Source organism: Streptomyces sp. D2-8, assembly GCF_023184515.1.
In the GTDB taxonomy this organism is placed as follows: Bacteria; Actinomycetota; Actinomycetes; order Streptomycetales; family Streptomycetaceae; genus Streptomyces.
Genome location: NZ_JAAHBP010000005.1, coordinates 150,602 through 170,949 on the forward strand (window position 1 = coordinate 150,602; position 20,348 = coordinate 170,949).

Below are 20,348 nucleotides of genomic sequence, written 5' to 3' on the forward strand. Positions count from 1 at the left end.
GGTTCCCTGATCCATGGGGAACCGGCGTCGTCGTATCGAGACTCTTCAGCCCGCCGCGACCGTGACCGGCGCGAACCGCCTGCTCCAGTCACCGGGCACATCGGTGATCCCGTACGCCATCACCGAGTTGAAGGCGACGGACTCCAGGCCGCGCTCCTTCACCCACGCGAGGAGCTCCTCGTGCCGTACGTCGATGTCGGTGCGCAAGGGACGGTCGGTGTGTGCGGCGAGGGAGGCGATGAGGGCCTGGGCCACTGATGTGTCGCGTGCGATGAGCGGGCCGACGACGTGGGTGTTCATGTTGGGCCAGGCGGCCGCGTAGCCGATGAGCCGCCCGCCCTCCTCGGCCACACGCAACTGGTCGGCAAAAGCGGGGAGTCGGGTGACGATGTGCGTGCGGTCGTTCCCGAACACCTGCTCGTCGAGCCGGAGGATCGCAGTGAGGTCCTCGGCGGTCGCGGCGCGGGTGGCGACCCTCGGCTCCGGCCCGCCCGGCGTGAAGCGCCCGAGAACCATCTCGGCCCGCCCGGTGACCTTGAAGCCGAGTTCCTCGTACAGGGGGAGGCCGAAGGGCGTCGCGTGCAGGGTGAGAGGCGTCGTGCCCATCGCCGAGATGACATGACGCATCAGCCGGCGTCCCACGCCCTGCCGGGCGTGCCGTTCGGCGATCAGGACCATGCCGATCGCGGCGAGGGCGGGGTCCTGCGGTCCGTACTCGGTGACGACACAGGCGCCCACCAGGCCGCCGTCGGGGTCGTCGATGCCGTAGCCCTTCCCGGCTGTGAGGAGGAAGCCCCACTTGTGCTCCTCCCGTGGCCACCCCCGGTCTTCGGACAAGTCGGCGCAGGCTGCTTGATCGCGGAGCGTCAGACGACGGATGGGCAATGAGGCAAGGGAAGGAGTCGGCACGCAGGTCAGGCTGTCCGACAAGGGCCCCTGGCGTCCACCTCTTTCGGCGGAGACATACGAGCTTTTGGCCAGTTGTCGCCGCCTGCACAGGACGCGGACCGGTTCTGGATGTTTCACGTGAAACACGTAAGAACATCGAGTGTCCGATCGAGGCCTTGAACGGGGCCTTCTTGTCCAATAGTTGACGGACTTGATGGTTCGCGCCGTGCCCGCATTCGTGACGAGGGAAGGGGGGACTTGTGTGCACGGCAGTGGCCGGTAGGGTCGACTCCGGTTCGCATCCCACACGGGACGACCTGTCCCCTGTGGGCCGAGTGCAGGGAAATGCAGCCTAACGGGACGGAGAGATCGAAGACCCGCGTTTCCGGTTATGCGACGGAGCCGTCCAGGCGAGTGAGAAGCTCGACGAGAGTTGCTGCGGCCAATGTCACACTCTCGCCTTACTTGTCCGTACGGAGCTGGAATACGGGTTGAATGTGGCCGCATTGGCCGTGACAAGGATGGGAACGCAGACCGTCCACGGGGGAAAGCAGGCACCTTCCGACCGAGGAAGTGCGCAGACCGACCGAAAGATGCTCGAGGCGAGGCACACCATGGACGCTCCGACCACCACGTCGGCCGACAACGGCACTTCTGGCGGCGGGGGCGGCTGGTTCACACCCCGCAAGAACCCGACGACGACGCGGGACAGCGACGCCAGGACGCCGGACGGCGACGCCAGGACGGCAGAAGGCCGTCGACCGGCGGCGATACGCCCGGTGGGCAGGCCCGGGGCAGCCCCGGAAGCACCGGCGGACGACCCATCCGCGCCGCCCACCGCCACACCCGGCCGCCCGAGCAACAGTGGGCCGGACCAAAGGCGTGAATCCCCGGACGTGATGCCCACGCCCGCCGCTGCGGCCGCACGGCACGCTCCGTCCCCCACCGCGGTTCCGAGCCTGGCCACCGCCTCGTCGCCGGGTCCGGTACCGACGGCGCTCACCCCGGCACCCTTCGCCTCCACCATGGCTCCGCCCCCGGCTGCCGCCGAGCAGCGTGTTCCCGAACAACGGCACGCACCGGTATCGCTCTCAGGAGAGGCCGCCATCGCCCCGGCCGAAACGGGGTCTCCGGACGCCCTCCTCATCCGCCGCGCCATGGCCGAGGTCGCCCCGGTCTCCGACAAGGTCACGTCGTACTTCTACGCCCTGCTCTTCGTCCGCTACCCCGACCTGCGGTCGCTGTTCCCGGCGGCGATGGACACCCAGCGGGACCGGCTGCTCAGGGCGCTGCTCACGGCCGCCGAGCACATCGACAACAAGGATGTCCTCGTCGACTACCTGCAGAACCTCGGCCGGGGCCACCGGAAGTACGGGACGCGGGCCGAGCACTACCCGGCCGTCGGAGAGTGCCTCATCGGCGCGCTGAGCAAGTATGCCGCCGGGGTCTGGAGCGCGGAGATGGAGGCGGCCTGGGTCCGGGCCTACACCACGATCTCCCAGGTCATGATCGACGCGGCGGCCGCGGACGAACTGCGCGCCCCGGCCTGGTGGTACGCCGAGATCGTCACGCACGACCTGAGAACCCCGGACGTCGCCGTCGTCACCGTCCGCCCCGACCAGCCGTACCCCTTCCTCGCCGGGCAGTACACGAGCCTGGAGACGCCCTGGTGGCCCCGGATCTGGCGGCACTACTCCTTCGCCTCGGCGCCCCGCTCCGACGGTCTGCTGTCGTTCCACGTGAAGGCCGTCCCGGCGGGCTGGGTGTCCAACGCCCTGGTGCACCGTGCCCGCCCCGGCGACATCATCCGGCTCGGCCCGCCGGCGGGTTCCATGACCGTGGACCACACCACCGACAGCGGTCTGCTCTGCCTGGGCGGCGGCACGGGCATAGCGCCCATCAAGGCCCTGGTCGAGGACGTCGCCGAGCACGGGGACCGCCGGTCGGTCGAGGTCTTCTACGGTGCCCGCACCGACCATGACCTGTACGACATCGACACCATGCTCCGTCTCCAGCAGACCCACCCGTGGCTCTCGGTCCGGGCGATCATCGACCAGCAGGCGCACCAGCAGCTGCCGGACGCGATACGCGCCTACGGGCCGTGGAACGAGTTCGACGCCTACCTCTCGGGCCCGCCCGGGATGATCCGGAGTGGTGTGGACGCCCTGAGGGACAGCGGCATTCCGTCGGACCGCATACGGCACGACTCCGTCGAGGAACTGGTCGCGGCCGGAAACTGATCAGGCGGCTCAGCCCAGGTCGGGCGCGTGCATGGCGAGTACACCCTCGATGTTGCCGTCCAGGTAGTGCCGCAGCGACAGCGGCACGAGGTGGACGGAGGCGATCCCGACCCGGGTGAAGGGCACGCGCACGATCTCGTACTCGCCGATCGGCTCCTCCACCTCGGGACCGTGCCGGAGCGAGGGGTCCATGGACTCCAGGCGGCAGACGAAGAAGTGCTGCACCTTCACGCCTGTCGCGCCGCCGTCCTCCCCGATGTGCTCCATGGTGTCCACGAAGCAGGGCACCACATCGCTGATCTTCGCGCCGAGTTCCTCGTACACCTCACGGTGCAGGGCGTCGACGACGGTGGAGTCGCTGGGCTCGACCCCGCCGCCGGGGGTGAGCCAGTAGGGATCCATGCCCGGCTTGGTGCGCTTGATCAGGATCAGGTCGGCACCGTCCAGCAGAACGGCGCGGGCGGTGCGCTTGACCACGGGTCGGACGGTCATGTGTGAAATGTGGCCCGGCTGGTTCCACGTGAAACATCGCGAGACGTCACCGGCCGAGCTCTCAGAGTGAAGCCCTGTCCCGAGCGCCCCGGCACCCCCCTCAGGGCGCCCCCTGGAACGGCCGTCACCGCAGCCCGGCACGCGACCCGGTGGGCCTCAGCACCAGTCGGCCGAGGCCTGCTGCAACCACTCGTGAGCCCGCGCGATATGGGGCATCGCGAGCGTCCCGGTGCGGACCACCAGGAAGTACGTCCGCAGCGGCGGCACCGCCGGTTCGTGCAGGGCGACGACATCGCCCCGCTCCAGCGACGCAGCACACAGATAGCGGGGCAGCACGGCCAGGCCGGCGCCCGCGACGGCGCAGGCCAGGACCGCACGCAGGTCGGGGACGATCACGGTGCCCGGGGCGGTCGGGTGCGAGTCGAACACGGAGGCCCAATAGCGGGAGACGAAGGGCAGCGACTCGTGCACCTCCACCACGGGCACCTTCTCGAGGGCTGGTTCCGGCTTGCGGTCCGGCTGCTCTGTGCCGATCTGCTCGGCCCAGCGCGGAGCGGCGACCAGGACGTGCTCCTCGTCGCAGAGCGCAGTCGCCGTGAGCAGGGCCCCGCGCGGCTGGGCCGTGCTGATGGCCAGATCATGATGCCCGGCGGAAAGCCCTTCCAGCGTTTCCTCGGCGTTCCCGAAAGAGGCACGCAAGGCGAAGCCCTGCCCGTCCTCGCCGGTCAGCTCGGTGAGGGCGGGCAGGGCTCGTTCGGCGGTGAACTCCGGAGGACCTGCGAGGTGCAGCGTCCGTAAGCAGGAGTCCTCGTCGAGGCCGGTCTCGGTGATCTCCACCAAGGCGTCGAGATGAGGCGCGGCCTTGTGGGCGAGTTCATCACCGATGCTCGTCGGGGTCACACCGCGGGCCTGCCGCAGGAACAGGGGGCGGCCCAGCTGCCGTTCCAGCGTCCGTATCTGCGAGGTGACAGCAGGCTGGGAGAGACCGAGCAGGGCGGCAGCGCGGGTGAAGGAGCCGGCCCGGTGCACGGTCACGAAGGTCCGCAGCAAGGCCAGATCCACCGCACACACTCCCCTCGTCGGCCCCCGCTGCCCCCGGCCGTGCCCAACTATAAATAAGTCGATAGGTCTCTGTCGCTACCGTGATTGGACACTGACAGAGAGTCAACTAGCCTTGGTCGCGCGGTTCTTGCGCGCGGAACCGGGGGACGGTCCGAGCCACGAGGGGGGAGGCTCGGACCGTCCGTGGGGGACGGTCAGGCTGCCGACGCGTCCAGCGCACGCAGCACATCCGCCACCAGGTCCTCGGGATCCTCGGCACCGACCGACAGCCGGATGAAGCCCTCCGGCACCGCGTCCCCACCCCAGCGCCCACGCCGTTCGGCTGTGGACCGCACCCCGCCGAAGCTCGTCGCGTCGTCCACGAGCCGCAGCGCGTCGAGGAAACGGTCGGCACGCGCGCGTGTGGGCAGCGTGAACGACACCACGCACCCGAAGCGCCGCATCTGCCGCGCGGCGATCTCGTGCGAGGGGTCGTCGGGGAGTCCCGGGTAGCGCAGCCCCGTCACCTCGGGCCGCTCGCGCAGCGCCTCGGCGACCGCCAGGGCCGTCGCGCTCTGCCGGTCGACCCGCATCTGGAGCGTCGCGATCGAACGGTGGGCGAGCCAGGCCTCCATGGGCCCGGGAATCGCACCCACGATCTTGCGCCAGCGGCGTACGGCTGCCATGGCCTCGGCGTCCCGGCCGACGACGTAGCCCAGGAGGACGTCGCCGTGGCCGGTGAGCTGCTTGGTGCCGCTGGCCACCGCGAAGTCGGCGCCGAGGTCAAGCGGACGCTGGCCGAGCGGTGTCGCAAGGGTGTTGTCGACTGCCACCAGGGCGCCACGCGCGTGGGCCGCCTCGGCGAGCCGCCCGATGTCGCACACGTCGAGCCCGGGGTTCGACGGGGTCTCGATCCACAGCAGCCTCGCGCCGTCGAGGACGTCGAGCTGGGCGTCGCCGCCCGTCGGCGCGGTGCGCACCTCGACGCCGTACGCCTCCAGCTGGGCGCGGACCAGCGGCAGCGCTTGGTAGCCGTCGTCGGGCAGGACGCACACGTCGCCGGTGCGCAGCTCGGAGAAGAGCACCGCCGAGATCGCGGCCATGCCCGAGGCGAAGACGAGCGTCTCGGCACCACCCTGGCCGGGCGCCTCCAGCTCGCCGACGGCGCGTTCCAGCAGCGTCCAGGTCGGGTTCTCGTCGCGGCCGTAGGTGTAGGGGCCGGTGGGGTCGCCGGGCAGGTGAAAGTGGGCGGCGAACACGGGGCCGGGCAGGGTGGGCTCGTGCTTGACCGGCTCGGGCAGCCCGGCCCGCACTGCGCGCGTGCCGTCACCGGCGCTCGCGGTCGCCTGTCCCGCGACGCCCGTCACCTCGTCTGCGGCACTCGTCACCTTGTCCACGGCGTCCGTCACTTCGTCCACGGCACCCGCCACCCGGCCCGCCGCACCCGTCACCCGGCCCGCCGCACCCGTCACCCGGCTCGCGGCATCCTTCATCCGGTCCGTGTCGACCGTCGTCCGGGCCGCGTCGCCCGTCGCTCCGCCCGCGTCACCCGTCGCGGAATCGCTCATGCCGCCCGTCCCTCCACGTCCTTGCGCACTGCGGCGAGCAAACCGGTGCTCGCCGCCTCCACCATCTCAAGGCATTCCTCGAAGCCGTCCGTGCCCCCGTAATAGGGGTCCGGTACGTCGAGGTCGTCGCCGGCGGCAGCGTCGTACGAGCGAAGCAGCCGTACCTTTTCCGCGTCCTGTGTCGTGGGCGCGAGGCGCCGCAGGGCCCCGAGGTGGCCGGAGTCGAGGGCGATCACCAGGTCGAGGCGGGAGAACCAGGACGACTGGAACTGCCGGGCCGTGTGGCCGCCGGCGTAGCCGTTGTCCTCCAGGACGGCCACCGTGCGCGGGTCGGCGCCGTCTCCCTCGTGCCAGCCCCCCGTTCCGGCGCTGTCGACCTCCACCAGCCCGTCGAGGCCGGCCTCCGCCACCCGCGCGCGGAAGACGATCTCGGCCATCGGGGAACGGCAGATGTTGCCCGTGCAGACGAAGCAGACCCGGTACGTCATGTCAGCTCAGTCCCCGTCGGGCAGGACGACGTGCAGCGCCCAGGAGACGACCGAGATGATCAGGCCGCCCAGGACGGCCGTCCAGAAGCCCTCCACGTGGAAGCTCAGGTCGAGCGTGTCCGCCAGCCACGAGGTGAGCAGCAGCATCAGCGCGTTGACGACCAGCGTGAACAGGCCGAGCGTCAATATCAGCAGCGGCAGGCTGAGGAGCTTGACAAGCGGCTTGACCAGGAAGTTCACCAGGCCGAAGAGCAGCGCCACGATGATCAGGGTGCCGGCCTGCTTGCCCGTGCTGTCACCGGTCAGAGTGATCTTGTCGAGGAGCCATACGGCGACCGCGAGGGCACCCGCGTTGGCGATCGTCTTGACTACGAAATTCTTCATGTGTCTGATCGTGGCAGACCTGATCGGACGCGGGCACAAGAGGCAGGGGCGGACAAGGCGATGAAGGCATTCCGGCTGGATGAACTGGAGGCGGAGCGCGCCGCCAACGAGGGCGCCTACCTGCAGTTTCTGCGGGAGCAGAACATGTCGGTCGGTTTGTACGCCCTCGAGGCGGGCGAGCAGGATCCTCAGAAACCGCACAATCAGGACGAGGTCTACTTCATTGTGAGCGGCCGTGCCGCGATCACCGTCGGCCTGGAGACGACCCAGGTGGCGCGCGGCAGCGTGATCTACGTGCCGGCGGGCGTCGCGCACAAGTTCCACCACATCACCGAGGACCTGAGGGTGCTGGTGGTCTTCTCTCCGCCCGAGAGGTGACGGACCGCCTCGGGGTTCCCTAGGGGATCGGTCAGGGGAGGACAAGGGATGCCGGCCCCCCGTTCGCCCCCTGCCGGACCTAGCATCGAGTGCAGGACATCAGAGATCCGGACGGACCGACAGGACCCGGCACTCGAACGGGCGGAGAGGTAAGGACGAGGGCGATGCGAGAGATCTTCACGGGACTGCCGTGGTGGGTGAAGTGGATCGCGGTGCCGGTCATCGCCCTGGTCGTGTTCGGCGGGCTGATCGCCAGTGTGGTCGGTTTCGTCATCGGACTGCTCTTCAAGGTGCTGGTCTTCGTGGCACTGGTCGGCGGACTGGTCTACGTCGTACGGAAGTTCACGTCGAGCTCCTCGTCGCGCAGCGACTGGTGAGACCTGTGGGAAACCGGTGGGGGTAGCGGGAAACGCTCGGAATCACCGGTTCCCTCGGGCGGGGGAAGTTTCCCGGCGGGGCCGCCTGCGTGCGGTGGCAGGCGAATAGAGTCCGGAACTCGACGCGGGGACTTCCCCGTGAGCGGCATTCACCCCACCCGTGTGTCTCCGCACGGTCTGCCCCCTCGCGCTTCGGGAGAGCCCCTTGTCCCCGGCTGACACCGCACCCGTCCAGCTCCACTCCGTCCCCGCGCAACCCCGCTCGGCGGCACCCTCCGGGCCACCGCGCCCCTCCACACTCCCGCCTCCACCGACCCTCATCGGTTCCGTGCAGCGCGCGATGCGCCTGCTGGAGACCGTCGCCGCGCACGAGTACGGCTCCCCCGCCAAACAACTGGCCCGTGAGACCGGGCTGGCGCTGCCCACGACGTACCACCTGCTGCGCACGCTCGTGCACGAGGGCTATCTGCGCCGGGACAAGGGCCTGTTCTTCCTCGGTGAGGCGGCAGAGCGCCTGAGCAGCAGCGGGGCGCGGCAGAAACGTCGCAGCACGGTCGTCGACGCGCTCGCGCACTGGCGGGACGTTCTGGGCGTGCCCGTGTACTACGCGGTGTACCGCGAGGGCGAGATCGAGGTCATGTGCGTCTCCGACACCCCCGGCAATCCGGCGGTCGAGGAGTGGGCCGACTTCCGGGAGACCGGGCACGCGCACGCCGTCGGGCAGTGCCTGCTGTCCCAGTTGGACGAGGAAGCACGCCGTGACCACCTCGACCGCTACCCGGTGCAGCCCCTCACGCCGTACACGGTGCGCGACAACCACAGCCTGATGAGGCGTCTGGACCGGATCCGGCGGATGGAACCGGTGACCGAACGCCAGGAGTACGCCCTGGGTGCGGTCTGCGCCGCGATTCCGCTCACCCTCGGCGCCACGGCCGCGACGATGGCCATCTCCCTGCCCGCACACCAGGCCGACCGGCTGCTGCCCGCGGCCCGGCAGTTGCAGGCCGAGATCGGGCGCATGCTCGGCTCGCTCGCCCTCTCTATCAGTATGTGAAAACTCACTCCTTGTGATCTGCTGTGTACGTTCAGCAAGATTCCACTAAGTGTCAGAGGTTCGTTCCCGGCCAGTCACGGCGAATGACGGGGTTGTCGATGCGCGAGTCCGTGCAAGCAGAGGTCATGATGAGCTTTCTCGTGTCCGAGGAGCTCTCCTTCCGCATTCCGGTGGAGCTGCGCTATGAGTCCAGTGATCCCTATGCCGTCCGGCTGACGTTCCACTTGCCCGGTGATGCCCCGGTGACGTGGGCTTTCGGGCGGGAGTTGCTGATCGACGGGGTCGGCCGGCCGTGCGGGGAGGGCGATGTGCGAGTCACGCCTGTCGACCCCGATGCGCTGGGCGAGGTGTTGATCCGGCTTCAGGTGGGCAGCGACCAGGCGTTGTTCCGGTCGTCGACGGCACCGCTCGTCGCTTTCCTGGACCGTACGGACAAGTTGGTGCCGCTGGGCCAGGAGGGCTCGCTCGCCGACTTCGACGCGCACCTCGATGAGGCCCTGGACCGCATCCTCGCCGAGCAGGGCGCTGGTTGAGACATGGGCCCGGCGGCACGGTGGAGTAACGCTTCACCGGGTGCCGCCGAGCTGTGCAGGAACGCTTCTTCCTGCGATCTTCGTATGACCGGGCGATCTTCTTGCGGTCGGAGGCGGCCGAGGCCGGGGGCGAGGCGCTGGAGGCCGACGCGCCAGAGGCCGGGGTGCCCGAGGCTTTCAAGGGCCTCTCCGGCGCTGGGACGTCAGCGCTTGCGGCGCCGGCCCCTCCCCCCGCGCGCCGGGGCCGCAGAGGCCTCCCCAGCGGGCTCCGTGCCGGGGCGGTCGGCCGAGACCATCAGCGCGGCCAGGGCCGTGGTGACCGGCACCGAGGCGACCAGGCCGATCGAACCGACCAGCGTGCGCACGATCTCCTCCGCGACCAGCTCGCTGTTGGCGACCGTCCCCACACTGCTCTGCGCGATCGAGAACAGCAACAGCAGCGGCAGCGCGGCACCCGCGTAGGCGAGGACGAGCGTGTTGACGACCGAGGCGATGTGGTCGCGGCCGATCCGGATGCCCGCGCGGTAGAGCCCGCGCCAGCCCATCGACGGGTTGGCCTCGTGCAGCTCCCAGACCGCCGAGGTCTGCGTGACCGTCACGTCGTCGAGTACGCCCAGCGAGCCGATGATGATGCCGGCCAGCAGCAGACCGCTCATGTCGATCGTCGGGTAGAGGCCGTGGATCAGCCCGGTGTTGTCGTCGGTGTTGCCGCTGAGCGCGGCCCAGTCGATGAACACCGAGCCGAGGATGCCGATCAGCAGCAGCGAGATGAGGGTGCCGAGCACCGCCACGGACGTCCGGGCGGACAGGCCGTGACACAGGTACAGGGCGATGAGCATGATGGCGCTCGCGCCCACCACCGCCACGACCAGCGGGTTCGATCCCTGCAGGATCGCGGGCAGGATGAAGAAGTTCAGCACCATGAAGCTGATGGCCAGCGCGACCAGTGCCATGACACCCCGCAGCCGCCCGACGACCACGACGGCGAGCGCGAAGATGCCGGCGAGTAGTCCCATGGGCAGACGACGGTTGATGTCGGTGACCGAGTACTGCAGGTCCTTCGGTGCCGAGGGCTCGTAGGCGACCACGACCTTCTGACCCTCGTGCAGCTGGCGGGACTGGTCGGGCTGGACGATCTCGGTGAACGTACGGCCCTTGTCGTCGCCGCTGTCGACACGGATCGTCGCCCGCTTGCAGGTGCCCTTCTCCTGCTGCACCGCGGAGGAACCCTCGGCGGTGGAGGTGTCGCCGGTCGGCGGAACGCCCGAAGCGCCCGCCTCCTTGCAGCTCACCTCGACCACCTTGGTGACCGTGGCGTCCTGCGTCTGCCGGTCGAAGCCGACGCCGGTGCGCTCGTGCGCCGGGGCGCCGCCCGGCCACAGCACCGCGAGGCCGACCAGCACCGCGGCGGCGAACGGGATCAGGATCGCCGCGATGACCTTGCGCAGATGCAGGGAGACGGGCGTGGCCGGACCGTGGTTGTGACTGTGCGAGTGCCCGTGCCCGCCACCCGGGGCCGAACCGGAGCCGTGCCCGTCACCTCCGCCGTGGCCGTGCCCGCCACCTCCACCGGACCCTGAACCGCGCCCGCCACCGGGGCCGTGGCCGGAGCCCTGCCCAGCGGTGGGGCCACCGTGGCCACCGGGAGAACCGGCACCCTGGGCCCCGCCGGAGCCCGGCCCATGCTCACCACCGGAGCCCGGCCCATGCTCATCACCGGGACCGGGACCGGGACCGGGACCGAAACCCGCGTCACGTCCGTACCCGAGCTCATGCCCCTGCCCCTGCCCCCTGGCCGGCCCCTGCCCGGTCGCGGCGGCGAAATCATGGCCGTCACCACGGCCGTTGCCGCTTCTGGCGCCCGATCCTCGGGGCGGCTCGGGCGGTGGGTAGGGGGGACGCTGCGTCGTGGTCACCGCCCGATCATCGCAAGAACGAGGGGGGCCCTCTGTTCACCGCGCCAGAATTGCCGCTAGCGTGGAGCCACCTTTTGTACACGCGGGAGCTCGGAGCACCGGGCTGAGAGGGCGCTGACCTCCGTCCCAGCGATGTTTCACATGAAACATCGCCGGAGTCGAGTGATGTTTCACACGAAACGTCGCCGGACGGAAACCGCTGCGTCGACCGCCGAACCTGTTACCGGGTAATGCCGGCGTAGGGAGTAGGTCTCATGACCAGCAAGGACGCACGCACGCCTGCCTCCGTTCAGGACGAGAAGTCCGAGGAGGCCGGGAAGTCCATCGGCTGGCACAAGGCGTACGTCGAGGGCACCCGCCCCGACCTGCGCGTGCCGGTCCGTCAGGTGCATCTCACCAACGGCCAGTCGGTCACGCTGTACGACACGTCGGGCCCGTACACCGATCCACTCGTCGACACCGACGTCCGCAGGGGCCTGTCGCCGCTGCGCGAGAACTGGATCATCGCCCGCGGCGACACCGAGGAGTACGCGGGCCGCCCCGTCCGTCCCGAGGACGACGGCATCAAGCACACCTCGCCCCGTGGCGGCCTCCGCAACCTGGACGCGGTCTTCCCCGGCCGCCCGCGTCAGCCGCGCCGCGGCAGGGACGGACAGGCGGTCACCCAACTCGCGTACGCCCGCCGCGGCGAGATCACGCCCGAGATGGAGTACGTAGCCATCAGGGAGAACGTGTCGCCCGAGGTCGTGCGGGACGAGATCGCCGCGGGCCGGGCCGTGCTGCCGGCCAACGTCAACCACCCGGAGATCGAGCCGATGATCATCGGCAAGCGGTTCCTGGTGAAGGTCAACGCCAACATCGGCAACTCGGCGGTGACGTCCTCCATCGAGGAGGAGGTCGAGAAGATGACCTGGGCGACCCGATGGGGCGCCGACACGGTCATGGACCTGTCCACCGGCCGCAACATCCACACCACACGCGAGTGGGTGCTGCGCAACTCCCCCGTTCCCATCGGCACCGTGCCGCTCTACCAGGCCCTGGAGAAGGTCGACGGCCGGGCCGAGGAGCTGACCTGGGAGATCTACAAGGACACGGTCATCGAACAGGCCGAGCAGGGCGTGGACTACATGACGGTCCACGCGGGCGTGCGCCTGGCGTACGTACCGCTGACGGCGAACCGCAAGACCGGCATCGTCTCCCGCGGCGGCTCGATCATGGCCGCCTGGTGCCTCGCGCACCACAAGGAGTCGTTCCTGTACGAGAACTTCGAGGAGCTCTGCGAGATCCTCGCCGCGTACGACGTCACGTACTCGCTCGGGGACGGCCTCAGGCCCGGATCGATCGCGGACGCCAATGACGAGGCGCAGTTCGCGGAGTTGAGGACGCTCGGGGAACTCAACCGGATCGCGAAGCGTTTCAACGTACAGACCATGATCGAGGGCCCGGGCCACGTCCCGATGCACAAGATCAAGGAGAACATCGACCTTCAGCAGGAGATCTGCGATGAAGCTCCGTTCTATACGCTCGGCCCGCTGACCACGGACGTCGCACCGGCGTACGACCACATCACCTCCGGCATCGGTGCCGCGATGATCGCCTGGTGGGGCACGGCGATGCTGTGTTACGTCACGCCCAAGGAGCACCTGGGCCTGCCGAACCGTGACGACGTCAAGACCGGCGTCATCACCTACAAGATCGCCGCCCACGCAGCCGACCTCGCCAAGGGACACCCGGGTGCGCAGGAGTGGGACGACGCGCTGTCCGACGCCCGTTTCGAGTTCCGGTGGGAGGACCAGTTCAACCTGGCCCTCGACCCGGACACGGCACGGGAGTTCCACGACGAGACCCTGCCCGCGGAGCCGGCCAAGACGGCTCACTTCTGCTCGATGTGCGGTCCCAAGTTCTGCAGCATGAAGATTAGTCAAAGCATCACAGAGCGGTTCGGTGGTGCGGCGGCTGAGGGAGCCTCGGCGGAGGAGGTCGCCGAGGGGATGCTGCAGAAGTCGAAGGAGTTCGCCGAGGCGGGTAACAGGGTGTACCTGCCGATCGCGGACTGAATCTGACCTGACGGCGGTCCGTGCCACGAACGATCTTACGAGCTTCGTTACACGATCTTGTTGAGATGCCCTGGTAGGGCGTGCCCGGTCAGACGATTCGGCCGTTCGTGATGGTGTGAGTACACGGCCGTAGATCGTGGACGACGACTTGTGGGCGCTGACGAGAGCCGTTACTGCCGCCGTGGCCCGAGCGGTCGCCGGGGCCACGGCCGGTGGACGACCGGCTCTGTCTACAAGGCGTCCTGTACGTGCTCTACAACGATGTGGCCTGGCAACTGCTGCCGCTGGAGTCGGGGTTCGGCTCCGGACAGACCTGCTGGCGACGCCTGGAGCGGTGGCAGCAAGCCGGTGTCTTCGACGAGCTGCACCGCATCCTGCTCGCCGAACTGAACGCGGCCAGGGAACTCGGCTGGTCACGGGCCTGCGTGGTCGGCTCCCACATCCGCGTGAAAAGGGGGCGCCGACACCGGTCCGTCGCCGGTCGACCGGCGCAAGACGGCCAGCAAACACCACCTGATCTGCGACGGACGTGGTACCCCACCCAAGGTCATCACCACCGCGGCCAACGTCAAACGACGTCACCCAGACACTCGCCCTGGTCGACGGCATCCCGCCCGTCGCCAGCCGCCCCGGCCCTCCTCGCAAGCGTCCCGAGGCTCTGCTCGGCGACAAGGGCTACGACTCCAACCCCAACCGCGATCACCTCCGCAAGCGCCGGATCCCGCCCGTCATCTCACGCAAGGGCGCTCCCAACCATTCAGGGCAGGGGCGAGCTCCGCTACGTCGTCGAGCAGACTTCCGCCCTGCTCCACCACTTCAAGCGCCTCGCCGTCCGCTGGGAACGCCGCACCGAACTCCACGACACCTTCGTCACCCTGGCCTGCAGCCTCATCACCTACCGGCGACTCCGGTCATTGTGTTAGCCGCTTTTACAGCAAGCAGAACTCCGGAGAACTGGATCACCGCGTAGTGACCGTGACGAATGTTGCAGCCCGACGGTTCACACAGGGTGCGCGCCAGATACGACGGCAAGTGTCCAGTGCACGGTGCCGCCGTCTGTCCGTACGGCGAGCTTCTGGGGGACAACGTCCGCATAGATGCGCCCGTGAGTAGTGGGCCCGTTGCAGCCGATCTTGCTGGGGTCATCGTCTGGAGCATTGCGATCGACGAGAGTCATCTTGCCTTTGCCAGTGCATGTGACGTAGACGGTGTACACGTCCGATTCGGGCTTGAAAACGGGCAGGTCGGCGTTTCCCTCACCCGTGGTCACTGGCACGAGGATCTTCGCCTTGCCAGGCAAGTCGAGTGCCCGTGGTGTGGCAGGCGAGCTGGGGGCAGCGTCGGGACTGCTGCTCGACCCGGTCCCGGAAGGGGCAGCACTTGACGGGGGTGATGTTCCGTCACCGTCGCTGGTTCCCGAACAGGCTGTGGTCAACAGCAGAATGAGCAGGGCGGGAGCTGTGGCGTAACGGCCCATGGAGCACTCTCCTCGGAGACGCGCGCCCCGGACGGAGCCGGGGCGCGCTGCGAAACGGTTAGTGGATGAGCCAGCCTTCACGGTAAGGCGCCCACGCCGTCGTGTATTGCTTCGAGCCCGTCTTGCAATTGCTGTACCGGTATGCGGTGTAGCCGTACACGTTCTCCTTCATGATCCCGTAGTCGCCGTACACGGTGTCATGAGCCTTGACCTTGCCGGTGGCCTCAACGCCGAGCTCGGAAGTCCACGACTTGGAAACATTGCCGTTGACTTCGGCCTTGATCTTTCCGAGCCACAGAGCCTTGAACTCACCGCTGAGCGTCACCGACCCCCCGACGGTCGTGGTGCCCGCCTTCTTGGAGGTGAACTTGAAGTCGATGCTGTACGACTTCGTGTTCTTGACGAAGGCCTTGTCATAGACCTTCATCGTGTTCTTCTTGTTCTTAGTGATGTGGGCGAACCAGTGGCCGGGACCGCAGTACTCGGACAGCGGTTCCTTGGGCCCCAGTAGTTCAGGCCCATCCGTCTCGCCCGGGATGGGCAGGTCCTCTTCCAACGGTGCTCCGCTGTCGACCCCCTCTACCACTCCCGAACCGGCGATCGGGGCGTCCGTTACCGTGCCCGGTACGACCCCGGCCCCCTCCGCAATGAGTACGGGACCGGGCTCTTGAGCCGACTCGTCGGCAAACGCAGGTACGGAACTTCCCATGATCAGCAGGGCAGCGGCGACAGTGCCCATGCCAAATCGCTGTGACATGATCCCCCTTTTGTACCCGGCCCCTGGTCGGGCCGGTTGGTCAGGTTGATCAGAACACGTCTTGATCATGTGTGGAGTGAACTTGAGCAAGATATGAGGTGTACGCGTCACACTCAGGGTTCCTTGGGACTTGCAGAAGAGACCAAGCCGCCCTGGTCGGGCTACTGGCGCAGATCGAGGAAGCACCGAAGCCGTACGCCGGGCTCGCCCGGTCCGCCGGTGCGATCGCGCACTGCGCGGCGAGCAATTCCTGGACCCGGGAAGCGGTCTCGTCGTCGGCGGCCGCGACCTCCACCACGGCCAATCCGGCTTCCGACAACGCCCCACGCCCCAGCCCCATGTGTCTAATGCTGCATGGTTTCACTCCACACCGCTGTGGTAGTGCTCGCAGCAATCGTGATCGGACTTGTCGTGGGTTGCTTGACTGCTCTTACCAGTGTTTCCGTCGTCGGTGCTGTGCTCGCTGGCCTGACGGCGGCAGGTTCTTGTGTTCCTAGCCTACGCTCGCTGATCGGCCCTGTTCCGAGGTGACCGGATGCGCGCCAGCAGGATCACGACCTTCACATCCTCGTCAGCGGTTGGGACGGCTCGGTACGGTCGAGGTTGTGTCTGGCGCACGTCGGGTTGGTCACCCAGAGGCGTGCACTGGTTGATCGCGCGCGACTAGGGGAGCTGGTACGGGCATGGCGGTTGACGCTGCTCGATCGGAAGAAGGGTTCACGTCGGCGAGGGCTACGCGGGTGATGGGTGCCGCGTGCGAGGCCGCGGGGCTCAACTGCAAGGGCGCTGAGCTGATCCGTCTAGGAGAGAACGCGCTCTTCCGCCTGGACGCAGAGCCAGTGATCGTACGAGTGGCGCGGGGAGAGCCGTGGCTGCCCAAGGCCCGTGTCGAGGTGGCCGTCTCACAGTGGTTGGCCGAGGAAAGGTTCCCTGCCGCGCGCCTGGTCGACGGGCTGGAGCAGCCGTTCCTGATCGATGGCCACCCGGTGACCTTCTGGAGGCTCATCGTCGAGGGCAGCCGTAAGGCCACGTATGGGGAACTCGGCGGCATCCTGCGGGACCTGCACTCCATGACGTTGCCCGTTGGCCTGGAGCTGCCCTCGTTCAACCCCTTCGACAAGCAGGAACTGCGGATCAGCCGGGCAGCGATCCCGGAGGATGACAGGGTCTTCCTCCGCAAGCGGTGGAGTGAGCTGCGGGACCAGTTCGAGGGCCTGCGGTTCGAGACGCCCAAGGGTCCGGTCCACGGCGACGCTCACGTGCAGAACCTCATGGTCAACGACCGGGGGGAAGTCATCCTGATCGACTTCGAAGCATTCTGCTTCGATCACCCTGAGTGGGACCTGATGGTCACGTCGGTGGAGCACCACAGCCTGGGGTGGCAGACCGACGAGCAGTACGCCGACTTCGTGCGGGCGTACGGGCGGGACCTGCACGACTGGCACGGCTACGACACGCTTCGGCGGCTCCAAGAGTTCGGCATGACCACGTGGTTGATGCAGAACGTACGGGAGGACGAAGGGACCGCGGCCGAGTACCGCCGGCGCATCGCTGCCTTGAGGAACGACGACGCCCCGCGCGATTGGCGTCCTTCGTAGCTATTACTCGTCCTCGTCCAGACGGGCGAGCGCTTCGTTCACCTGCTCGTTGAAGGCGACGACGGCGGGGTTGGCCGCGTACGCACTGACCTCCGCCTGAAAGTCGGACACGTACCGCTGGAAGCGGGAGGACTGGAGGGAGTCGCCGCCGTCCACGGCAAGGCTGGCCGTGGTGACGGCGGCTTCCAGCTCTCCGTTCAGAAGCTGGCTCTGTGCGAGCACCATGCGACAGAAACCGAGGGTGCGGGCGTACTGTGGATCGGTGCTGTCCACAGCGCGCTGTGCGTGCTCGACCGCCTCACGGCGCATCCTCAGATCGCGGAAGCAGTGGCAGAACTCGCCCAAGAGTTCCGCGTCGTCGAAGTAGCTCAACCATGGCGGGTCATCGGCACCGTCAGCGCGCTCGAAGTAGCGCTCAGATTGATTCATGGCGAGTGACGCCCCGGTGCGATCACCCGCGTTGGAGAGTGCCCGGGCCTCCATGGCCCAGTAATTCGCCATGGCGCGTGGGGTCGCCCGGCCCTTGGCACCCTCGACTGCGGCGCGGGCTAGCTGGATGGCCTGGGTGTGGTTGCCGAGATAGTTCGCCTGGTGGCTTAGGTTGCCGAGGATGCGGGCGCCGAACATGCGGTCGTCGATGACCTGGGACAGTCGCAGTGTCGACGTGAGATAGCGGTGGGCGAGCCGGTGGTTTCCGGAGTCGTATGCGGTCCACGCGAGCAACTGGGAGACCTCGGCGGCGGCGCCGAACAACGCCGTGCCTACCTTCTCGCTGTAGCTGGCGCTGAGCAGGGGCAGGACCTCATGGCGGAAGTAGTGGCGTAGTGCCTTATGGCCGTGGCCTCCGCCGTACTTGAAGTCGAGTTGCATGAAGGTGGCGGCGGCGTCCCTGATTGCCCGGACGTCGCGCATGCCGACTCGCTGCTGAGCGGGCCTGTCGGTCTGGATGCCGTCCGGGCGCGCGATCATCCACGACAGGACGGCGGAGCTGAGATCCGAGTCCGAGACGATCAGTTGCTCGAATGTGACGGCGTCGGCCCGTTCCTGGGCGAGTCCATCCAGCATCGACAGCACGTCGGGGACCGTACTGGGATAACCGAGCGGTTCGGGAGTGGCCGGCCGTGTGTGATCGAAGAAGCCGAGATCGCCGGGAGTGATGCGGCGGCCGAGTTTGGCGCTCAGTACCTCCGCCATGAGTGCCGCTGTCTGAGGCTGGATGCCCGCGCCGTCCCGCCATCGCTGTACTGATACGTGCGTTGTCCCAAGACTGATGCCGCGCTGAGCGGCGGCGTCCTTCATGCGCTTCGCCAGGCCCTTGTTCGAGACCTTCGCCTCGTCCATGACGGCGATTAACTGCGCGTTCGGCTCTCGGCTCATGCTCCCCTGCCAACCCGAGAATGACGGCGAGTGTTCATCGTGTCACAGCAGTATCAACCGTGGGGGTTCATTGATGAACCCCCTTTGCCTTTGCCCGTGTTCACGTGAACCCCCTGGTGAACGCTCCCGGTCACGCCCGTCTCGCCGTGTACTGGCTTGCGTGATGCAAGCGGTGCCGTGAGAGCCGCGGGGCCTCGGAAGGGGAAGCGATGGATGCCGGGAAGACTGAGCGGATGGCGGGTGAGCTTGACGCGTACGCGCACTGGTTCGTGACACCGGAGCCCTCCTCCGACGGCCACTTCCTGACGCTGACGCTCTTCGCCGAGTTCGGTGACACGGCGCGCGTCGCTCGCGACATGACGGCTGTGTTCCTTCGGGGCGCTGGTGCTGGTGCGGTCGTGGACGACGCGCGGTTGGTCGTTTCCGAGCTGGTCGGCAACGTGGTGAACCATGCCGTGCCAGACCAGCACCTGTCCGCCCCCGGTGCCTGCCGACGCATCGACGTGATCTTCAAGATGTTTCCGAAGTGGCTCTTCATCGGTGTCGCTGATGAGGACTCGACCCCTCCGCTGCTTCCGGTGGGAGAGGTGTTCTCTCCAGGGCTGATCGGAGATCTGTCTGAGGCGGTGTTGCCCGACAGCGGTCGTGGACTGCTCATCGCCCAGCGTCTGGCAGCGGCGGTCTGGTGGACACCGGAAGAGCGCGGCGGAAAGACGGTCTGGTGTCGCTTCGACCTGAACGACGGAATGGAGTCCGTACCGCGCTCGTGATCTCCGGGCCGTCGCCCTCGTTTCGCTCCTCGCGATCGGGAGCGAGCGGCGGCCCGGTAAACCGGCCGGAGTCTGACCTCTCCGGCCAGGGCGCGGCTCCTCCGGCTTCTGGGAGCTCCCCTTCTCACCGGAGGGCCGCGCCTGACAACCACATACCGAGACCGGGCCACCCCATCTGCCCTGGAAAGCGAAGGGTGGCCCGGCTGGGAACGCGGCGGTTCCCGGTGCCTGATGGTACCGGGGCCGTCGTGCTGCGTTTGTGCCCTGGTCCAAGGAAGTTGACGATCCGTTACTAGATCAGGGCAGAGGTGGCAACGTGACTGGCTCAGGTGAGGACTGGCTGAGCGACGGTCTGAACGTGACGGGCGCGGACTCCGGTCTCTGGGTGTCCGGCGTCGACTACATCGCGGGATGGCGTGAGGCACGAGTGGCAGCCGATCGCCTGAACCGAGCGCTCCTGAGCGTGGGTTTCGAGCTGTCCGCCGTACGGGCCGTCGCCTCGACGAAGCGAGGACGGACGCGGTGTGGTGCGGCTGGCGGGCTGGCCGGACACCGTGGATCGCCTCGCTCAGCTCCTGGAGGCGCGCTCGGATGGCGACGGCGGTGCAGCATGAGGCGCGTTTTCGCTGCTGAGTGGGGCGCGTGGGCAAGTCGCCGGCCGGAGAGACTTTGGGCTGGAGCTGCCATGGGGCGAGTGAACAGGGGGCCTTACGCTGGTCCGGCGAATCGGGCAGGCAGTTGCCCTGCCCGTTGTAGTGCCCGATTGGCCCCCTGTTCTTCGAGGCTCGCCCCATGGTGGCTGCCTAAAGTCTCGGAGGCCGTCGACCCCCAGCCCACCACGCCCCTACCCGCGGCAGCGGGTCGGCGCCATGCTCCCTTGGGTGTGCTGCGGGCGGGGGCGCCCGGCGACCGGCCGGGACCGGCGTCCACGCCGCACGCCCGGCCGGGGCGGC

Annotated in this window: 18 protein-coding genes, 3 pseudogenes and 1 riboswitch; of the genes and pseudogenes, 10 read left to right on the forward strand and 11 right to left on the reverse strand. The window is 68.1% G+C overall.

Annotated features, from left to right (window positions below):
* Positions 1-45 precede the first annotated feature (45 nt).
* Positions 46-909, reverse strand: a complete 864-nt coding sequence (locus G3I77_RS12575) for a GNAT family N-acetyltransferase (protein ID WP_248503152.1) — start codon at positions 907-909, stop codon at positions 46-48.
* Positions 910-1,502: 593 nt separating this feature from the next.
* Here G3I77_RS12575 and G3I77_RS12580 point away from each other — a divergent pair.
* The gene (locus G3I77_RS12580) at positions 1,503-3,128 is read left to right on the forward strand and encodes a globin domain-containing protein (RefSeq protein WP_248503154.1); all 1,626 of its coding nucleotides are present in this window, start codon (positions 1,503-1,505) and stop codon (positions 3,126-3,128) included.
* A 9-nt stretch (positions 3,129-3,137) separates the two neighbouring features.
* Here G3I77_RS12580 and G3I77_RS12585 read toward each other — a convergent pair whose 3' ends face one another.
* The 5 genes from G3I77_RS12585 to G3I77_RS12605 form a co-directional block, all read right to left on the reverse strand.
* On the reverse strand, positions 3,138-3,620 hold the full coding sequence (locus tag G3I77_RS12585; RefSeq protein ID WP_248503157.1) for an NUDIX domain-containing protein: 483 nt from the start codon (positions 3,618-3,620) through the stop codon (positions 3,138-3,140).
* 156 nt (positions 3,621-3,776) lie between these two features.
* Positions 3,777-4,682 carry a LysR family transcriptional regulator gene (locus G3I77_RS12590; RefSeq protein ID WP_248503159.1) on the reverse strand — a complete coding sequence of 302 codons (906 nt, stop codon included), beginning with the start codon at positions 4,680-4,682 and terminating at the stop codon, positions 3,777-3,779.
* A gap of 194 nt (positions 4,683-4,876) precedes the next feature.
* Positions 4,877-6,229, reverse strand: coding sequence for a cystathionine gamma-lyase (locus tag G3I77_RS12595; protein WP_248503161.1), 1,353 nt, complete (start codon positions 6,227-6,229; stop codon positions 4,877-4,879).
* Positions 6,226-6,717 carry a low molecular weight protein-tyrosine-phosphatase gene (locus tag G3I77_RS12600; RefSeq protein WP_248503164.1) on the reverse strand — a complete coding sequence of 164 codons (492 nt, stop codon included), beginning with the start codon at positions 6,715-6,717 and terminating at the stop codon, positions 6,226-6,228. The genes G3I77_RS12595 and G3I77_RS12600 overlap by 4 nt, the downstream gene beginning before the upstream one ends.
* 6 nt (positions 6,718-6,723) lie before the next feature.
* On the reverse strand, positions 6,724-7,101 hold the full coding sequence (locus G3I77_RS12605; protein WP_248503167.1) for a phage holin family protein: 378 nt from the start codon (positions 7,099-7,101) through the stop codon (positions 6,724-6,726).
* Positions 7,102-7,161: 60 nt separating this feature from the next.
* Here G3I77_RS12605 and G3I77_RS12610 point away from each other — a divergent pair, with 60 nt between their 5' ends.
* From G3I77_RS12610 to G3I77_RS12625, 4 genes are all read left to right on the forward strand, one after another.
* Complete coding sequence (locus tag G3I77_RS12610) at positions 7,162-7,479, forward strand: cupin domain-containing protein (protein WP_248503170.1); 318 nt, start codon at positions 7,162-7,164, stop codon at positions 7,477-7,479.
* 164 nt (positions 7,480-7,643) lie between these two features.
* Entirely contained in the window at positions 7,644-7,856 is a 213-nt protein-coding gene (locus G3I77_RS12615; RefSeq protein ID WP_234750359.1) for a DUF5326 family protein, read from the forward strand.
* A 340-nt stretch (positions 7,857-8,196) separates the two neighbouring features.
* Positions 8,197-8,910, forward strand: coding sequence for an IclR family transcriptional regulator (locus G3I77_RS12620; protein ID WP_374385387.1), 714 nt, complete (start codon positions 8,197-8,199; stop codon positions 8,908-8,910).
* A gap of 98 nt (positions 8,911-9,008) precedes the next feature.
* Complete coding sequence (locus G3I77_RS12625) at positions 9,009-9,443, forward strand: SsgA family sporulation/cell division regulator (RefSeq protein WP_030849994.1); 435 nt, start codon at positions 9,009-9,011, stop codon at positions 9,441-9,443.
* 203 nt (positions 9,444-9,646) lie between these two features.
* Here G3I77_RS12625 and G3I77_RS12630 read toward each other — a convergent pair whose 3' ends face one another.
* Positions 9,647-11,359: a YibE/F family protein gene (locus G3I77_RS12630; RefSeq protein WP_248503175.1), complete on the reverse strand. Its 1,713-nt coding sequence runs from the start codon at positions 11,357-11,359 to the stop codon at positions 9,647-9,649.
* A 72-nt stretch (positions 11,360-11,431) separates the two neighbouring features.
* Positions 11,432-11,621: riboswitch (TPP riboswitch) on the forward strand.
* Between G3I77_RS12630 and thiC the strand changes: the two genes are divergently transcribed.
* On the forward strand, positions 11,614-13,416 hold the full coding sequence (gene thiC, locus G3I77_RS12635) for a phosphomethylpyrimidine synthase ThiC (RefSeq protein WP_248503177.1): 1,803 nt from the start codon (positions 11,614-11,616) through the stop codon (positions 13,414-13,416). It overlaps the preceding riboswitch by 8 nt.
* A gap of 133 nt (positions 13,417-13,549) precedes the next feature.
* Positions 13,550-14,339, forward strand: a pseudogene (locus G3I77_RS12640) (IS5 family transposase).
* 77 nt (positions 14,340-14,416) lie between these two features.
* Here G3I77_RS12640 and G3I77_RS12645 read toward each other — a convergent pair.
* The 3 genes and pseudogenes from G3I77_RS12645 to G3I77_RS41170 all read right to left on the reverse strand — a co-directional run bounded on the left by G3I77_RS12645 (position 14,417) and on the right by G3I77_RS41170 (position 15,990).
* Positions 14,417-14,686 carry a hypothetical protein gene (locus tag G3I77_RS12645; RefSeq protein WP_248503180.1) on the reverse strand — a complete coding sequence of 90 codons (270 nt, stop codon included), beginning with the start codon at positions 14,684-14,686 and terminating at the stop codon, positions 14,417-14,419.
* 265 nt (positions 14,687-14,951) lie between these two features.
* Positions 14,952-15,632: a hypothetical protein gene (locus G3I77_RS12650; protein WP_248503183.1), complete on the reverse strand. Its 681-nt coding sequence runs from the start codon at positions 15,630-15,632 to the stop codon at positions 14,952-14,954.
* 179 nt (positions 15,633-15,811) lie between these two features.
* Positions 15,812-15,990, reverse strand: a pseudogene (locus G3I77_RS41170) (DUF6207 family protein).
* Positions 15,991-16,333: 343 nt separating this feature from the next.
* Between G3I77_RS41170 and G3I77_RS12660 the strand changes: the two are divergent.
* Positions 16,334-17,248, forward strand: coding sequence for a phosphotransferase enzyme family protein (locus G3I77_RS12660; RefSeq protein ID WP_248503186.1), 915 nt, complete (start codon positions 16,334-16,336; stop codon positions 17,246-17,248).
* 3 nt (positions 17,249-17,251) lie between these two features.
* Here G3I77_RS12660 and G3I77_RS12665 read toward each other — a convergent pair whose 3' ends face one another.
* A complete protein-coding gene (locus G3I77_RS12665; RefSeq protein ID WP_248503187.1) occupies positions 17,252-18,625 on the reverse strand; it encodes a sporulation protein in 1,374 nt (457 codons plus the stop codon).
* Positions 18,626-18,834: 209 nt separating this feature from the next.
* On the opposite strand from G3I77_RS12665, the gene G3I77_RS12670 reads away from it, so the two are divergent.
* Positions 18,835-19,395: an ATP-binding protein gene (locus tag G3I77_RS12670; RefSeq protein WP_248503188.1), complete on the forward strand. Its 561-nt coding sequence runs from the start codon at positions 18,835-18,837 to the stop codon at positions 19,393-19,395.
* A gap of 316 nt (positions 19,396-19,711) precedes the next feature.
* Positions 19,712-20,009: pseudogene (locus tag G3I77_RS12675) on the forward strand (hypothetical protein).
* Positions 20,010-20,348 lie beyond the last annotated feature (339 nt).

Bases quoted from the DNA above. Each gene is read 5' to 3' on its own strand.
- G3I77_RS12580 (WP_248503154.1), top strand. From the start codon at position 1,503: ATGGACGCTCCGACCACCACGTCGGCCGACAACGGCACTTCTGGCGGC.
- G3I77_RS12585 (WP_248503157.1), bottom strand. From the start codon at position 3,620: ATGACCGTCCGACCCGTGGTCAAGCGCACCGCCCGCGCCGTTCTGCTG.
- G3I77_RS12595 (WP_248503161.1), bottom strand. From the start codon at position 6,229: ATGAGCGATTCCGCGACGGGTGACGCGGGCGGAGCGACGGGCGACGCG.
- G3I77_RS12600 (WP_248503164.1), bottom strand. From the start codon at position 6,717: ATGACGTACCGGGTCTGCTTCGTCTGCACGGGCAACATCTGCCGTTCC.
- G3I77_RS12605 (WP_248503167.1), bottom strand. From the start codon at position 7,101: ATGAAGAATTTCGTAGTCAAGACGATCGCCAACGCGGGTGCCCTCGCG.
- G3I77_RS12610 (WP_248503170.1), top strand. From the start codon at position 7,162: ATGAAGGCATTCCGGCTGGATGAACTGGAGGCGGAGCGCGCCGCCAAC.
- G3I77_RS12615 (WP_234750359.1), top strand. From the start codon at position 7,644: ATGCGAGAGATCTTCACGGGACTGCCGTGGTGGGTGAAGTGGATCGCG.
- G3I77_RS12620 (WP_374385387.1), top strand. From the start codon at position 8,197: ATGCGCCTGCTGGAGACCGTCGCCGCGCACGAGTACGGCTCCCCCGCC.
- G3I77_RS12625 (WP_030849994.1), top strand. From the start codon at position 9,009: ATGCGCGAGTCCGTGCAAGCAGAGGTCATGATGAGCTTTCTCGTGTCC.
- thiC (WP_248503177.1), top strand. From the start codon at position 11,614: ATGACCAGCAAGGACGCACGCACGCCTGCCTCCGTTCAGGACGAGAAG.
- G3I77_RS12650 (WP_248503183.1), bottom strand. From the start codon at position 15,632: ATGGGCACTGTCGCCGCTGCCCTGCTGATCATGGGAAGTTCCGTACCT.
- G3I77_RS12660 (WP_248503186.1), top strand. From the start codon at position 16,334: ATGGCGGTTGACGCTGCTCGATCGGAAGAAGGGTTCACGTCGGCGAGG.
- G3I77_RS12665 (WP_248503187.1), bottom strand. From the start codon at position 18,625: ATGAGCCGAGAGCCGAACGCGCAGTTAATCGCCGTCATGGACGAGGCG.
- G3I77_RS12670 (WP_248503188.1), top strand. From the start codon at position 18,835: ATGGATGCCGGGAAGACTGAGCGGATGGCGGGTGAGCTTGACGCGTAC.